The 15,295-nt window shown below is 64.0% G+C and carries 11 protein-coding genes; 3 read left to right on the plus strand and 8 right to left on the minus strand.

All coding sequences use genetic code 11. From position 1 onward, the window contains the following. Nucleotides 1-15: 15 nt before the first annotated feature. The 4 genes from DFR48_RS16690 to DFR48_RS16705 all read right to left on the minus strand — a co-directional run bounded on the left by DFR48_RS16690 (nt 16) and on the right by DFR48_RS16705 (nt 4,737). Entirely contained in the window at nt 16-807 is a 792-nt protein-coding gene (locus DFR48_RS16690) for a carbon-nitrogen hydrolase family protein (RefSeq protein WP_114364339.1), read from the minus strand. Nucleotides 808-901: 94 nt separating this feature from the next. Continuing rightward, a complete protein-coding gene (locus DFR48_RS16695; RefSeq protein ID WP_114364340.1) occupies nt 902-1,561 on the minus strand; it encodes an exopolysaccharide biosynthesis protein in 660 nt (219 codons plus the stop codon). Between the two features lie 118 nt (nt 1,562-1,679). After that, a complete protein-coding gene (locus DFR48_RS16700; protein ID WP_114364341.1) occupies nt 1,680-3,521 on the minus strand; it encodes an ABC transporter ATP-binding protein in 1,842 nt (613 codons plus the stop codon). A gap of 52 nt (nt 3,522-3,573) precedes the next feature. Beyond that, nucleotides 3,574-4,737 carry a M20 aminoacylase family protein gene (locus tag DFR48_RS16705; protein WP_114364342.1) on the minus strand — a complete coding sequence of 388 codons (1,164 nt, stop codon included), beginning with the start codon at nt 4,735-4,737 and terminating at the stop codon, nt 3,574-3,576. Nucleotides 4,738-5,059: 322 nt separating this feature from the next. On the opposite strand from DFR48_RS16705, the gene DFR48_RS16710 reads away from it, so the two are divergent. From DFR48_RS16710 to DFR48_RS16720, 3 genes are all read left to right on the plus strand, one after another. Then, on the plus strand, nt 5,060-6,766 hold the full coding sequence (locus tag DFR48_RS16710; RefSeq protein ID WP_114364343.1) for a peptide ABC transporter substrate-binding protein: 1,707 nt from the start codon (nt 5,060-5,062) through the stop codon (nt 6,764-6,766). Between the two features lie 79 nt (nt 6,767-6,845). After that, complete coding sequence (locus DFR48_RS16715; protein WP_114364344.1) at nt 6,846-7,856, plus strand: ABC transporter permease; 1,011 nt, start codon at nt 6,846-6,848, stop codon at nt 7,854-7,856. After that, nucleotides 7,849-8,760, plus strand: a complete 912-nt coding sequence (locus DFR48_RS16720; protein WP_114364345.1) for an ABC transporter permease — start codon at nt 7,849-7,851, stop codon at nt 8,758-8,760. Before DFR48_RS16715 ends, DFR48_RS16720 begins: the two co-directional genes overlap by 8 nt. 46 nt (nt 8,761-8,806) lie before the next feature. Here the strand turns inward: DFR48_RS16720 and DFR48_RS16725 are convergent, their stop codons facing one another. The 4 genes from DFR48_RS16725 to DFR48_RS16740 form a co-directional block, all read right to left on the minus strand. Continuing rightward, nucleotides 8,807-10,138 carry an NAD(P)/FAD-dependent oxidoreductase gene (locus tag DFR48_RS16725; protein WP_114364346.1) on the minus strand — a complete coding sequence of 444 codons (1,332 nt, stop codon included), beginning with the start codon at nt 10,136-10,138 and terminating at the stop codon, nt 8,807-8,809. Between the two features lie 134 nt (nt 10,139-10,272). Continuing rightward, nucleotides 10,273-11,400, minus strand: coding sequence for an ABC transporter permease (locus tag DFR48_RS16730; RefSeq protein ID WP_210206007.1), 1,128 nt, complete (start codon nt 11,398-11,400; stop codon nt 10,273-10,275). Nucleotides 11,401-11,402: 2 nt separating this feature from the next. Continuing rightward, nucleotides 11,403-14,144 (minus strand): ribosome-associated ATPase/putative transporter RbbA, encoded by a 2,742-nt coding sequence (rbbA, locus tag DFR48_RS16735; protein ID WP_114364348.1) that lies wholly within the window; start codon nt 14,142-14,144, stop codon nt 11,403-11,405. Beyond that, nucleotides 14,131-15,144: an HlyD family secretion protein gene (locus DFR48_RS16740; RefSeq protein ID WP_114364349.1), complete on the minus strand. Its 1,014-nt coding sequence runs from the start codon at nt 15,142-15,144 to the stop codon at nt 14,131-14,133. The genes rbbA and DFR48_RS16740 overlap by 14 nt, the downstream gene beginning before the upstream one ends. Between the last annotated feature and the right edge of the window lie 151 nt (nt 15,145-15,295).

The raw sequence follows: 15,295 nt of genomic DNA on the forward strand, positions 1-15,295 counted from the left end.
GCGCGGCACTTCAGCCTAATCCAGCCGGTAGAGCCCCGGCCGCCGGTCGGCGAGATACGGATTTTGACGGCGGCAGTCGTCGTAGGCGGTCGGATCGAGTTTTGCGACCAGCAGCGCCTCGTGCATACCCGCACGGGCGATCTCATCGCCGTCGGGACTGATGATCGCCGAGCGACCACCATAGGAAAACTTGCCCTCCTCGCCGCAGAGATCGGCATAGACCAGGAAGACGCCGTTCTCGAAGGCGCGGGTCGGCACCACCAGATCGGCGACCCGCCGGCTGATCTCGCCGCGCGGAAGCGCCGTCGGCACCAGCACCAGTTCGGCGCCGGCGAGCGCCAGCGTGCGCACATACTCGGGGAACTCGACATCGTAGCAGATCAGCATGCCGGTACGGATGCCGAAGAGATCGAAGACATGCGGCACATCTGCGCCGGGCGTGAACGATGCGCGTTCGCCGTCGCCGTAGAGATGGCCTTTACGGTAGAATTCGCAACTTCCGTCCGGCCGTGCCAGGACGGCCGAGTTGTAGACCACGGGACCGTCGCGTTCGGGAAACCCGGCGCAAACCGCCAGCTCGAATTCGGCCGCGATATCGCAGAGCGCACCGATGATCTCGCCGTCCCGCCCCTCGGCGATCTCGGAAAAGCGCTCCGGCGTCAGGCCGTAGCCGCTCACTCCGAGTTCCGGCGTAACGAGGAGTTCGGCGCCCATGCCGGATGCGGCTTCGGCGGCCTCCGCGATCTTCGCGAGATTGGCCGCGGCATCGCCCGAAACCGGCTGCATCTGGTAAAGCGAAATCAGCATGGCATGTCCTGCGCTAACGATGAGGTGCGTGGACGATAGGACGACGCATGGGGCTTTGCAAAGCGCTTCGCGCGCTGGAAACAACTTTCGAACGTCAGAAGAGTGTCGCCTGGAGGAGCAGGAGGAAACCCTTGATCAGCGCGTAAACCACGCCCGCCACCACGACGCCGGCGATCCCCGCGACCGCCGTCCCGATCAGCACGCAGATGCCGTCGCGCTCGAGAATACCGAAGGAAAAGAAGCAGATGGCGATCGCCGGCAGGATATTGCCGAGCGGAACCGGAAGCGCGAGGATGACCGCAAGGACGAGACAGACGAAACCGATCAGATATTCCGCCGGGGGATAGATGAGGAAGCCCAGCCGCGGCCGCAGCATCCGCTCGGCCTTGGCGAGCCAGGGGGTGACGCGGGTCACGATGCTCGCGAAATCCTGTCGCGTCATCGAACGGTCGGCGATGATCCTCGGCAACCACGGTTTCTGCCCGAGCATCAGTTGCGCCGCGAGAAAGACGAGCGGCGTGCCGGTGAGCGCCGACGTGCCGGGCGGTGTCGGTACGATGTTCGGCAGCGCGAAGATGAGGATCAGGGCGCCGAAGGCACGGTCGCCCATCGCCTGGAAGATATCGGCGACGGAAATCCGCGGTCGTCCTTCGTCCGTGGCAAGCCCGGAAAGTATCTCGGACAGCCTGCCGCCGTGCCGATGACGCCTCCCGGCTCCGTGCCGATCCCGCTCGGCCTCCGCTTCGCCTGTCATCGCTACTCCTCGATTGATCGCGGCCCTGATGTAATGCCGATCGACCGCGGGACAATGACACGCCTTTGATTAAGTCGGCGTGACCGCCGGTGGCGGCCACGTGGATCTGTCGACAGTCTCACACCTGTACGAGGTGGCCGGCGGAAATCTCCCTGTACTGGCGGCGGGGCGGCTCGTAGCCGACCGGCCGGATCGGGCTCTTGATCTCGTCGGTCGAGATCGCGCGCTTGACACTGCGGCGTGCCGGGTCCGGGATCGGCACCGCAGCCATCAGCTTCTTCGTATAGGGATGCTGGGGATTTTCGAACACCGCCTGGCGCGGGCCGATTTCGACGATCTCGCCGAGATACATGACCGCGACACGATGGCTGACGCGCTCCACCACCGCCATGTCATGGGAGATGAAGAGATAGGCGAGATTGAAGCTCTGCTGCAGTTCCAGCAGGAGGTTGCAGACCTGCGCCTTGATCGAGACGTCGAGGGCCGACACCGCCTCATCGGCGACGATCACCCTCGGATCCAGCATCAGCGTGCGGGCAATGGCGATGCGCTGCCGCTGTCCGCCGGAAAACTCGTGCGGATAGCGCCGCATCATGTCAGCATCGAGCCCGACCCGCTTGAGAATATCTGCCGCCTTCTCGCGCGCCTGCGCCTTGGTGCCGAGCCCGTGTTCGATGAACGGCTCCATGACGGCATCGCCGATCTTCATGCGCGGATCGAGGCTGGCGAAGGGATCCTGGAAGACCATCTGGATGGTGCGTCGCATGTTGCGCAGCGCGCCGCGGTCGAGCCGGATCACGTCGCGCCCGTCGAGCGCGATTGAACCCGCTGTCGGCTCCACGAGACGGGTGATCGACCGCCCGGTGGTCGACTTGCCGCAACCCGACTCACCGACCAGCGACAGGGTCTCTCCCTCGCAGAGGTCGAAGGAAACGTTTTCGACCGCATGCACGGCCCCCGACTTGCGTCCGAGGAGACCGCTGCGGATGTCGAAGCGGGTCGTCAGGTTCTTCACCTCGAGAATCGGAGGCCGCCGGGTCTCGATTGCACGGCCGACCTCCGTTTCGGGTGTCGTCATGACGCCGGACGCGATGTCGATGATCGGAAAGCGCATCGGCCGCCCATGCCCCGCCATCGAGCCGAGACGCGGCACCGCGGAAAGAAGCGCTCGCGTATAGGGGTGGCGGCCGCGATGGAAGATGTCGTCGGTCGGGCCGGTCTCGACGGCATCGCCGCGGAACATGACGATGGTGCGGTCGGAGACCTCGGCGACCACCCCCATGTCGTGGGTGATGAAGAGGACGGACATCCCCTCCTCTTCCTGCAGCACCTTGATGAGATCGAGGATCTGACCCTGGATCGTGACGTCGAGCGCAGTCGTCGGTTCGTCGGCGATCAGCAGCCGCGGCTTCGAGGCGAGCGCCATGGCAATCATCACGCGCTGGCGCATACCGCCGGAAAACTGGTGCGGATAGTCGTTGAACCGGCCCTTGGCGTTCGGGATACGCACCTTTTCGAGAAGCTGGATCACCTCGGCTTTGGCTTCGGCCGCCGATACCTGCCTGTGGCAGGTGATCGCTTCGGCAATCTGCTTGCCGATCGGGAAGATCGGATTGAGGCTCGTCATCGGCTCCTGAAAGATCATCGAGATCTCGTTGCCGCGGACCTTGCGCATCTCCTCGCTGCCGAGCGTCAGCAGTTCGCGCCCGCCGAGCCTGATGCTGCCCTCGATCCTGCTCGTGAATTTCGGCAGGAGACGCATGATCGAAAGCGACGTCACACTCTTGCCCGACCCCGACTCGCCGACGATCGCCACAGTCTCCCGAGGCGCGATGTCGAAGCTCACATTCCTGACGACCGGTCGCCAGTCGTCGCTGATCCGGAAAGAGGTCGTGAGCCCCTGGACGGAGAGGACCGGACCGTCTCCCATATTCTTGCTCGCCGCGTTCGGCAGTGTCATCTCAGGATTCCTTCCCACGCAAACTCTGGACAAACGGATGTCTCGGGAGCCCTCAGGCCGCGAGCGCCGTTTCGGCGAGCGTCACCCAGTAGCTGACGCCGTAGGGGATCGCCTCATCGTTGAAATCATAGGAGGAATGGTGAAGATTGGCGCTGTCGCCATTGCCGATGAAGACGAACGAACCCGGCCGGCTCTCCAGCATGTAGGAAAAATCCTCGGCCCCCATCAGCGGCGCGAGATCGGTCTCGACAGCCTTTGCCCCGGCCACCTTGCGCATGACGTCGATTGCAAAGTCCGTCTCGCCTTCGTGGTTGAAGGTGACGGGATAGCCGCGGCGGTAGTTGACCTCCGCCCGCGCGCCGAAGGTGAGCGCAATGCCGTTGACGACTTCCGAAAGGCGCCGCTCGGCGTAGTCGCGGGTCTCCGGCAGCAGCGTGCGGATCGTGCCGGTGAGCTTCACCGTGTTCGGGATCACGTTCGACGCGTCGCCGCCGTGAATCGTGGCGACCGTCACGACCACCGACTTCAGCGGATCGGTCTCGCGCGAGGCGATCGCCTGCAGCGCAATGATGGCATGCGCCGAGACCAGCACCGGGTCGATCGTCTTGTGCGGCTGGGCGGCGTGCCCGCCGCGCCCGTGGATCAGCACCTCGTATTCGTCCGCCGCCGCCATGATCGAACCCCTGCGGGTCGCGAAATGGCCGAGCGGCAGGCCGGGGGAGTTGTGCATGCCGTAGACCTGGCTGATGCCGAAGCGCTCCATCATGCCGTCTTTGACCATCGCGAGGCCACCGCCGCCGCCTTCCTCCGCGGGCTGAAAGATCACCGCAACCGATCCCTTGAAATTACGGGTCTCGGCAAGGTGCTTTGCCGCACCGAGCAGCATGGCGGTGTGGCCGTCATGGCCGCAGGCATGCATCTTTCCGGGCGTCGTCGATGCCCATTCCTTGCCGCTGGTCTCCACAATCGGAAGTGCATCCATGTCGGCGCGAAGGCCGACCACGGGCCCCTCGCCGGCCCGACCCTTGATGATGCCGACGACACCCGTCCGGCCGATCCCGGTTTCGACGACGTCACAGCCGAAGGACATCAGTTTGTCGGCCACGAAAGCGGCCGTCTCGTGGACGTCGTAGAGGATCTCCGGATGCTGGTGAAGATGGCGGCGCCACGCTGCGACCTCCGCCTGCATTTCGCTTGCGCTGTTCAGGACGGGCATATTGCGACCTCTGTTTTTCTTGTCGGTTCCCACTCGTTGGCGGCCATACTGCGACGGCTAAAAGCGCTTTTGCAAGCCGCAATTTTCCGCCTTGAACACAAAATAGCCCTATGCTTAGATAGCTCAAATTTTGATCAGGCTCGCACTTCCAGCACCGGATTTGCAGGCGGGCCGATTGTACTCGCGAGGGCCTATAAGTCAAAATTATCGAACAAGGCCAATCACATAAATCTGATGGCTTTGCATCCGGGGCGCCGCTTGTTTCGCCCGTCGGATATCTTGCTCAGCAAAACTCAACGAAAATAAATAGGGGAACATTGCAATGCATGAAGCGCGTATTCTATTGGCAGCGTCAGTGGCCGCGATCGCCTTGTCCGGCACGCCTGCACTGGCGGAACGCGGCACCGACGGCGACCTGAAAATCATTTTCTGGCAAGCCGTATCCACGATGAATCCTTACCTCTCGGGCGGCACCAAGGAAGTGTACGGCTCCTCGATGGTAATCGAGCCGCTCGCCCGCTACGACGAAACCGGCAATCTCGTGCCGATGCTTGCCGCCGAAATACCGACCGTCGAAAACGGCGGCGTCGCCGCCGACCTCAAGAGCATCACGTGGAAGCTGAAGCCCGACCTCAAGTGGTCCGACGGCACACCGGTCACGGCCGACGACGCAATCTTTACCTGGAAATATTGCACGGCTCCGGACGGTGGTTGCGCCCAGGCGGCGTATTACGAAGGCGTCAGCAATGTCGAGGCCGTCGACGCCTCCACGATCAAGGTTTCCTTCGCTGAACCGAAGCCCTATCCCTACAGCGCCTTCGTAGGCGCCCAGTCGCCGATCATCCAGGCAGCGCAGTTCAAGGATTGCCTTGGTATCAAGGCTCCGGAATGCACCTCGGCCAACTTCGGCCCGATCGGCACCGGCCCGTTCGTCGTGAAAGAATTCAAGCCGAACGATGTCGTCACCTTTGTCGCCAATCCGAACTATCGCGACCCGGCGAAGCCGGCTTTCGCCTCGGTCACGCTGAAGGGTGGCGGCGACGCGGCATCTGCAGCCCGTTCGGTTCTGGAAACCGGCGAATTCGACTATGCGTGGAACATGCAGGTCGAACCGGAAGTGCTCGCCGCCATGATGCAGGCCGGCAAGGGCAAGATCGAGGTTGCCTTCGGCACGCAGGTCGAACGTATCGACCTCAACCCCTATGCCGTCGATCCCTCTCTCGGCGACAAGCGCTCCACCAAGGAGGCAGGTCCGCATCCGGCTCTCTCCGACCCGGCAGTGCGCAAGGCTCTCTCGCTCGCCATCGATCGCGACATCATCGATGAAGCCGGCTACGGCGACAACGGCAAGCCGACCTGCAACATTCTGCCGGCCCCGGATATCTACGTTTCGACGGCCGTCGACTGGTGCCTGAAGCAGGACCTCGACGCAGCCAACAAGCTGCTCGAAGACGCCGGCTGGAAGATGGGCCCGGACGGTATCCGTGAGAAGGACGGCGTCAAACTCTCCTTCCTCTACCAGACCTCGACCAACTCCGTCCGCCAGGGCACGCAGGCGCTGGTCAAGGACATGTGGGCCCAGATCGGCGTCTCCGTCGAACTGCGCAACATCTCCGCCAACGTCTTCTTCGGCGGCGACCCGGCCTCCCCGGACACCTTCCAGAAGTTCTATGCCGACATTCAGATGTACACCAACAACTTCGACGGCACCGACCCCGAGAAGTACATGGCCGGCTGGATGTGCGACAAGATCCCGAGCCCGGCGAATGGCTGGCAGGGCGAAAACATCGTCCGCTACTGCAATCCGGAATATGACACCCTCGTCAAGGAACTGGGCAAGACCGGCAAGCTCGAGGACCGTGCGGCCATCGCCAAGAAGCTCAACGACATGCTCTCCAACGACGTCGCCCAGATCCCGCTCATCCATCGCGGCCAGCCCTCGGCTGTTTCCGCCACGCTCGAAGGCGTCAAGATGAACGCCTGGGACAGCGAACTCTGGAACGTCGCAGACTGGTCCCGCAAGAAGTAAGTGCCGTTGCACCGGGTCCGCGCTACCCGCGCGGACCCGGTCGTCGCATTTCGCTTCGTGACAGTCTGGAGAGCCTCCGATGTTCACCTTCACGCTGCGGCGATTGCTCTTCGCAATCCCGACACTGTTGGCTATTAGCTTCATCATCTTCGCCCTGCTCGACCTCGCGCCGAGCGACCCCTTGAGCGACCTGCCGCTGACCATTCCTCCCGAGGTTCGCGAACAGATCCGCGCCGCCATGGGCGCCGACCAGCCCTTCATCATCCGCTACCTGCGCTGGCTGCAGCAATTCTTCGTCAATGAACCGCTCAATATCTTCGAACAGATGACCGGCCTCACCGTGGGCACGGGCGAGCGCATGCGCGTGCTGTCCTGGGCGACCCGCAGTCCGGTCGTCGATCTCATCGTGCAGAGATTGCCCCAGACCCTCTGGGTCGTCGGCCTGTCCTATCTCTTCGGCGTGCTGCTGGCGATCCCGATCGGGGTGATCTCGGCCTACAAGCAGTATTCGATCTTCGACCAGATCGGCACCTTCATCTCGATGGTCGGTTATTCCGTGCCGACCTTCTTCACCGGCGTGCTGCTGATTGTGATCTTCAGCTCCTACCTGCAGTGGTTTCCGTCGATCTACGACACCAATCTGAGCATCACCGACTGGTCGAGCTTCGTCGCGCAGGTGAAGCAGATGGTGCTGCCCGTCACCGTTCTTACCCTCTACAACACCTCGCAGATCAGCCGCTTCGTGCGCGCCTCTATGCTCGACAACCTGCACCAGGACTATGTCCGCACCGCCCGCGCGAAAGGGGTGAAGGAGAAGGTCGTGCTGCTCGTCCACGTGCTGCGCAACAGCCTGATCCCGGTGGTGACCGTCATCGCCCTCGGCGTGCCGACGATCTTCTCCGGCGCCATCATCACCGAACAGATCTTCCGGGTGAACGGGCTCGGGCAATTGCTGATCACCGCGATCCAGGGCGCCGACATGCCGCTCGTGCAGACGCTGACTTTCATCTTCGCCTTTCTCATCGTGCTGTTCAACCTGATCGCCGATGTGCTCTACGGCCTCCTTGATCCGAGGATCCGCTATGACTGATGTTACCGCCGCCGCACCGGCAGTCTCCTCCGACGTCCAGAAAGGTGGCCTCTGGCGCCAGTTCAAGGCCCATCCCGGCGGCGTCGCCGGGCTGGCGGTCTTCCTGTTCATCGTGCTTGCCGTCTATGCCGGCCCGCTCATCCACACCGTCGAGCCGAACAAGATCGACATCCGGGCGAAGAACCAGGGACCTTCGCTCGCCCACCCCTTCGGCACCGACAACCTCGGCCACGACATGCTGGCCCAGGTCCTCGCCGGCGGGCAGATCTCGCTTGCCGTCGGCATCACGGCCATGCTGCTCGCCCTCTTTCTCGGCACGCTCGTCGGCGTTCTTTCGGGCTATATCCGGCGGATCGACGGCTTGTTGATGCGCCTGACCGATCTCTTCCTCGCGCTGCCGCTGCTGCCGCTGCTGCTCGTCATCATCATGCTGTTCCGCGATACGCTCCGCACCGTGTTCGGTCCGGAGACGGGTATCTTCATCCTGATCGTCTTCGTGATCGGCATAACAAGCTGGATGCACACCGCCCGCATCGTCCGCGGCGACGTGCTGGCGGTCAAAAGCCAGGAATTCATCCTGGCGGCCAAGTCGAGCGGCATGCGCGAGCACAGGGTGATCCTGAAGCACATCCTCCCGAACGTGATGAGCTCGATCATGGTGTCCGCGACGCTCGGCATCGCCTCGGCGATCATCACGGAATCGGCGCTCTCCTTCCTGGGTCTCGGCTTCCCGTCGGATTTCCCGACCTGGGGACGCCTGCTCTACGACGGCGCCAATTTCCTGCAGATCACGCCCTCGCGCGTGCTCTGGCCGGGGCTCGCGATCTCGCTCACGGTCCTCAGCGTCAATTTCATAGGCGATGCGATCCGCGATGCACTCGACCCTCGGACACTCAAGCGCTGACGCATAAACCTGATGGCAAAAGGCGCTCCGGCGCCCTTTGCCTTTCTCAGACCCCGCTGATGATTTCGATCTTCGATCCGTCGAAGAAGCGCGAAAGCCTGAAGGCCGTCGGATCGACGCAAGGCGTATGACCGGTGACGAGATCGGCCATCAACCGGCCGGCGCCGGGGCCGATGCCGAAACCGTGGCCGGAAAAGCCGGTCGCGATGAAGAAGCCGGGAACCTTCTCGACCGGCGAGATGATCGGCACGGCGTCCGGCGACACGTCGATATAGCCGGCCCAGCGCTGCGCGATCTCGGCCTTGGCGAAGACCGGATAGTCCTTCTTCAGCTGTGCCAGCGCGTGGTTGGTCCACTTGTCCGACGGTTTCGGGTCGAGCACGCGGCAGCGTTCGAACGGCGTCTCCTCGTCCATCCGCCAGCGTTGCGCCATGCGACCCTCCTCGAGGAAGCGGCCGGAAACGCGGAAACGCAGCGAACGCCACTCGCTCTTCAGTGCAGGGAGGAATTTCAGCATGAAGCGGAAGCTGTCGGGCACGATCTCGACGATGTTGTCGTAGCGCGAAGCGATCGTATAGCCGCCGTCCTGACGCTTGCGGAAAGCAAAGTCGCGACCGTAGAGCGTCTGTTCCGGCCCACCCTCGATCGGCTTGGTGCGGATGACGGTGTTCATCACCTTCAGTTGTGGCAAGTCGACCCCGGCATTGCGGGCAAAGAGGCTCGACCAGGCGCCGCCGGCAAGCACGACCGAGGAGCAGGCGATCGTGCCGCGTTCGGTGACCACGCCGGAAATCTTCCCTCCCGAGGTCTCGATCCCACGCACCGCGCACTTCGTCAGTATATGCGCGCCCTTGTCGCGCGCCGCCTCGGCAATCGCCGGTGCCGCCTTCTGCGGCTCGGCGCGGCCGTCTGCGGGCGTGTAGAGCGCGCTCCTGAAATCATGCTTCATGCCCGGATAAAGCCCGCTGAACTCCGGTCCGTCGATCATCCGTGACTTCATCTGGTACTTGGTCAGGATATCGGGCCATTCGGCGTTCTTGGCTTCGTACTTTTCATCGAACGAGGCGAAGACGATGCCGCATTGTTTGTAGCCGGTGTCGCGGCCGGTCCGGGCGTCGAGCCCCTGCCAGATGCGGATGGCCTCGGCCATCAGCGGAACTTCACGCGGATCGCGCCAGGAGATGCGCACCCATCCCCAGTTTCGGCTCGACTGTTCCTCGCCGATGCCGCCCTTCTCGCAAAGCGCCACCGACACGCCGCGTTCGGCAAGTTCGAGCGCCGTCGAGGCGCCGATGATCCCGCCGCCAATGACGACTACGTCAACGTGTTTCGGCAGTTGCAGATCCCCCTCGACGGGGACCACCTGAGGACCGGGCATGCGAATAACTCCGGGCTTGAGAGAACGTATCGCCCGCGCGAACGGCAGGCAGGAAAGGAAGCATCCCGCTCTTATCAGATCGCGGCCGCACCGTCATCGCAGATGTCGGATTGCATCGGCACGAGAGCGTCCCGCTACCCCTGCTGTGCCGCGATGAAGCTGCGGAACCGCGCCATGCTGAACAGGAAGAAGAACAGACCGATCACCGCGGTCGCGAGGAACTGCGGCCAGACCACAGCAAAACCCGCGCCGCGGAAAAGGATTGCCTGCGCGAAGGAGACAAAGTGTGTCGTCGGCGAAACCTGCACGCCGATCTGCAGCCAGTCCGGCATGCTTTCGAGCGGCGTCATGCCACCCGAGAGGATCGTCATCGGCAGGACCGTCAGGATGAAGAGCAGCGCCATCTGCGGCATCGACCGGGAGATTGTCCCGAGGAACAGGCCGAAGGAGGTGGCGAAGAAGAGATAGAGCAAGACGCCTGCGGCAAACAGCCAGAGCGAGCCCGAAATACGCATACCGATCCAGAGGTCGAGCACGAAGACGACCGACAGCAGTGTCAGCACCAGCGTCACCAGGCCGTTCGCGAGGAGCTTGCTCAGCATGATCTCCGTCGCCCGCACCGGCATGACGAGGAGATGTTCGAGCGTGCCGTGCTCGCGTTCCCGCACCAGCGCCGCCCCGGCGAGCAGGACGGCGAGCATGGTGACGTTGTTGATGAGCCCGGACGTTCCGGTGAACCAGGCCGTGGTCAGCGTCTGGTTGAAGGCCATGCGCACCTCGATCGCCACCGGCAGGCTGGTCGTCTTTTCGGTCCGGGTCACGAAGCGTGAGACCTCCTGGTTGACGACCGACTGGATGTGACCCGCACCGATACCCGCCTGCATCAGCGCCGTCGCGTCGATCAGCAGCTGGACCGACGGGCTGCGGCCGGCAAGCACGTCGGCCTCAAAATTCGGCGGGATGTCGAGCACGAAGGTGAAGCGCGCCTGGTCCATGAGGCGATCGACCTCGCCCGGCGAGAGCGACACGGGCGCCTGGAACTGCGGGGGACGCAGGGCGTCCAGGATCGCCGAGGAGAGTTGTGAGACATCCTGGTCGACGACCCCGACGGTCGCGCGGTTGAGCTCGTGCGTGATGCCCGTCGCCTGCATGTAGATCGCAAGCGTGAAGGCATAGATCACAAAGCCCATCAGCACCGTGTCCCGGCGGATACCGATCAGTTCCTTGACGAAGAGCGCGGCGATGTTACGGAAATCGAGCATGGTCATACCTCCTGCTTGCGCAAGAGCAGCCAGGCCATGGCGATCAGGACCGGCCAGAACAGCACGAGCGGCAAGATGAAGGGCACGAGATCGGAAAAGCCGAGCGCCTTCGTGAACGCGCCGACGCTCGCACGCAGGAAATAGGTGGTCGGGAACAGCGTTCCGATGATCCTGCCTGCCCCTTCGAGGGTCGCGACCGGCTGCAACAGTCCGGCAAACTGCGTCGCCGGCATCATCGTGCCGATCGCCGTCGCGAACATCGCGGCGACCTGGGTCCGGGTCATGGTCGAGCTCAGGATGCCGATCGCCGTGGTGGCGAGGAGATAGAGAAAGGCCGCAAGCGAAAGACCAAGGAAACTGCCCCTGATCGGCACGCCGAAGAGGGCGACCGCCATCACGACGAGAACGACGTAGTTGACGCAGCCGACAATGACATAGGGAGCCTGCTTGCCGAGCAGGAATTCGAGCTTGGTCACCGGCGTCACATAGAGATTGCTGATCGAGCCGAGCTCCTTTTCGGAAACCACGCCGAGCGCGGTCAGGATAGACGGGATGAAGAGCAGCAGGATGGCGACCACCGCCGGCACCATCGCATCGAGACTGCGGAACGCCTGATTGTAGCGATAGCGCATTTCGACACTTGCCGCCGTGCTCGCCGAGATGCCGGCCGCCTGTGCCGCTTCGGTGAGGAAATGCGCATGCGCACCCGAAACGTAGCCGAGCATCGTCTCCGCACGGAAGGGCATCGCCCCGTCCAGTGTCGCAAGGACCGTGGTCGTGTGCCCGGATCGCAGATCCGCACCGAAGCGCTCGGGGATTTCCAGCGCGATCGCAATGTCGTTGGCCTTGAGCTTCTGCTCGAGTTCCTCATGATCGGCCAGGGGACCTTCGTAACGGAACGCCGTCGAGGCCGCGAAGCTGTCGATATAGGCCCTGCTTTCGGCCGTCTGGTCGCGGTCGAGCACGCCGAGCCGGAGATCGTCGACATCGAGGGTGATTCCGTAGCCGAGGATCAGCATCAGGATGGCCGTCCCGAGAAGCGAGAAGGCGAGACGGATCGGGTCCCGCACGAGCTCCATCATCTCGCGCCGGGCATAAGCCACGGCCCGCCGCAGCGAGAAGGTCTGTTTCACGGAGGTCGTCGCCCCGGTTGCGGCCGGCAGGGCCGCGTCGAAGGATGCCATCTCCTCGCGCCCACCCTGCTTCATGTAGGCGATGAAGGCCTCGTCGAGCGTGGCTGATTGCGTCTCGGCCTTGAGTTTCTCCGGGGCACCGCTCGCAATCACCTTGCCCGCATGCATGAAGGCAATGCGGTCGCACCGCTCCGCCTCGGACATGAAGTGGGTGGAGATGAAGATCGTCACGCCGTCCTCGCGCGAGACGCGCTGCAGGTCGTCCCAGAAGGCGTCGCGGGCGATCGGATCGACGCCGGAGGTCGGCTCGTCGAGAATGAGGACTTCCGGCCGGTGCAGAAGCGCGACCGCGAGCTGGAGACGCTGGCGCACGCCGAGCGGCAGGCGTTCCGACACCGTGTCGTGATACTCCGACAGTCCGAACGTCTCCGAAAGCTCGTTCACTCTCGCCGACGCGGCTGCGCCCTTGTAGTCGAAGATCGCCGCATGCAGCCGGAGATTCTGGAGCACGGTGAGCTCCCCGTAGAGCGAAAAGCCCTGCGACATGTAACCGACCCGCCGGCGAGCAGGAATGTCGGAGGCATCCACCGGCTCGCCGAACAGGAAAGCTTCCCCTTCGCTTGCCGGCAGAAGCCCGGTCAGCATCTTCATCGTCGTCGACTTGCCGCAGCCGTTCGAGCCGAGGAAGCCGAAGATCTCCCCGCGCGGGATACGGAAGCTGACATGATCGACGGCAGTGAACGAACCGAAGCGCCGTGTCAGCCCCTTGGCCTCGATCGCGATGCTCTCGCTCTCGACCGGCCGCGTCGCCGGGACCTTGCCGTTGTCCACCGCGGCACCGTGCCCGTTCTCGTTGAGCAGGCTCACGAAGGCCCGCTCCAGCGTGCTCGCACCGGTGCGGGCAAGGAGTTCCGCCGGTGTCCCATCGGCCAGGATGCGGCCGTCGTTCAGCATCGCAACCCGGTCGAAGCGCATCGCCTCGTCGATGTCGGAGGTGGCCGTGAGGATCGTGAGGCGCGGACGCGCCCTGCGGATGCTCTCCACGAGGTCCCAGAACTGTTGCCGCGACAAGGGATCGACCCCCGTCGTCGGTTCGTCGAGCAGCAGGAGATCCGGGTCGTGCACGAGCGCGCAGCAGAGCCCGAGCTTTTGTTTCATCCCGCCGGAGAGCTTGCCCATCAGGCGGTCGCCGAACGGATCGAGGCCGGTCGCCTTCAGGAGCTCGGCGATGCGTCGCCGGCGCTCGGCCTCGCCGTGGCCGAAGAGCCGGGCGAAGAAATCGACGTTCTCGCTGACGGAAAGGCTCGGATAGAGGTTACGCCCGAGGCCCTGCGGCATATAGGCGATCCGCGGCAGCACGCCGGCCCGGGAGCGTTGCCCGCCCATGTCGCTTCCGAGCGAACGGACGCTGCCGGTCTGGATGCGCTTGGCGCCGGCGACGAGCCCGAGCAGGGTCGACTTGCCGACACCGTCGGGGCCGACGATCGCCATCTTCGACCCAGCGGCGACGGTGAGGTCGATGCCGTCGAGCGCGACGACACGGCCGTAGCGATGGGAGACACCACGCAGCTTGACGCCCGGCTCCTGACGATCGGCCTCAGGGTTTGGCATCGGTCGCGGCACCTGTGGTCAGGTCGGACTCCAGCCAGCTCGGCCAGACGACCGCGGGATCGAGCTTCACGTATCCGACGCCGGTGACGCCCGTCTTCACCTGCTGCAGATACTGCGCCACCAGCGGCTTGGGCGCGCTGATCTTGACGCGGAACATCAGGCGGTCGCGCTCGCTGCGGGTCTCGACCTGCTTCGGCGTGTACTGGGCCTGCGGCGATACGAAGGACACTGTGCCCGGCACCGCCCGATCCGGGAGGACGTCGAGCAGGATGCGCCCCTCGGCCCCGATCGCCGTACGAGCGGCGTCCGCGGACGGCAGGAAGATCGTCATGTAGACGTCGGAGAGATCGAGCAGCGTCAGCACCTTGCCGCCTGCGCCGAGAACCTCGCCGGGCTCGGCGAGCCGATAGAGAACGCGGCCGTCCTTCGGCGCGACGAGGGTCGCGTTGCTCAGCATGTCGGTGATCTGGTCACGCGCGGCGGTAGCGCTCTCGATCGCCGCCTCGGCGCTGCGCAGGCCGCTTTCGGCCGCCGAAAGGGCGGCCCGGGCGCTGTCCCTGACGAGGCGTTGCGAATCCACCCGCTGGTCGGAGACGAATCCCTTGCCGAGCAGCACGAGCTGGCGTTCGAGGTCTTTCTCGGCAAGGCTAAGCTCGCTCTGGCGCTGCGACAGGCTGAACTTGGCGGAATCGCGTGCCTGTTCGGCCTCCTTGATCTGCGCCTCGGCGGCGCGCAGCTGCGCCTCGACCTGGGCGGTGTCGATGCGGGCGAGCACCTGGCCCTTCGTGACGTAGTCGCCTTCCGCCACCTCGACCGAGGCCAGTTTTCCGGCGAACTTCGTTGCAATGTCAATTTCCGTCGCCTCGATTCGGCCGTTGCCCGCGGCAATTCCCGCCGGCAGGGCATCGCGCTGAACCCACTGGAGATAGGCATAACCCGCGGCACCGGCGACGACCAGCAGAGCGGCGAGAGCCGCGACAAACTTTGCAGTCTTCTTCATTGGACGCTCTTCTGCAGAAAAACGGAAAGACGAGAGATCGAAACCTGTCGAGATGCTCGGCCGGAGGCGGAACGCTCCGGAAGCCATGTCGGCCAATCTGGAGTTGAAATTCACGCCCGCCCTTGATCCATGTCAAGAACGCCGGCACATT

It is taken from the genome of Ciceribacter lividus, assembly GCF_003337715.1.
GTDB classification, from domain to species: Bacteria; Pseudomonadota; Alphaproteobacteria; order Rhizobiales; family Rhizobiaceae; genus Allorhizobium; species Allorhizobium lividum.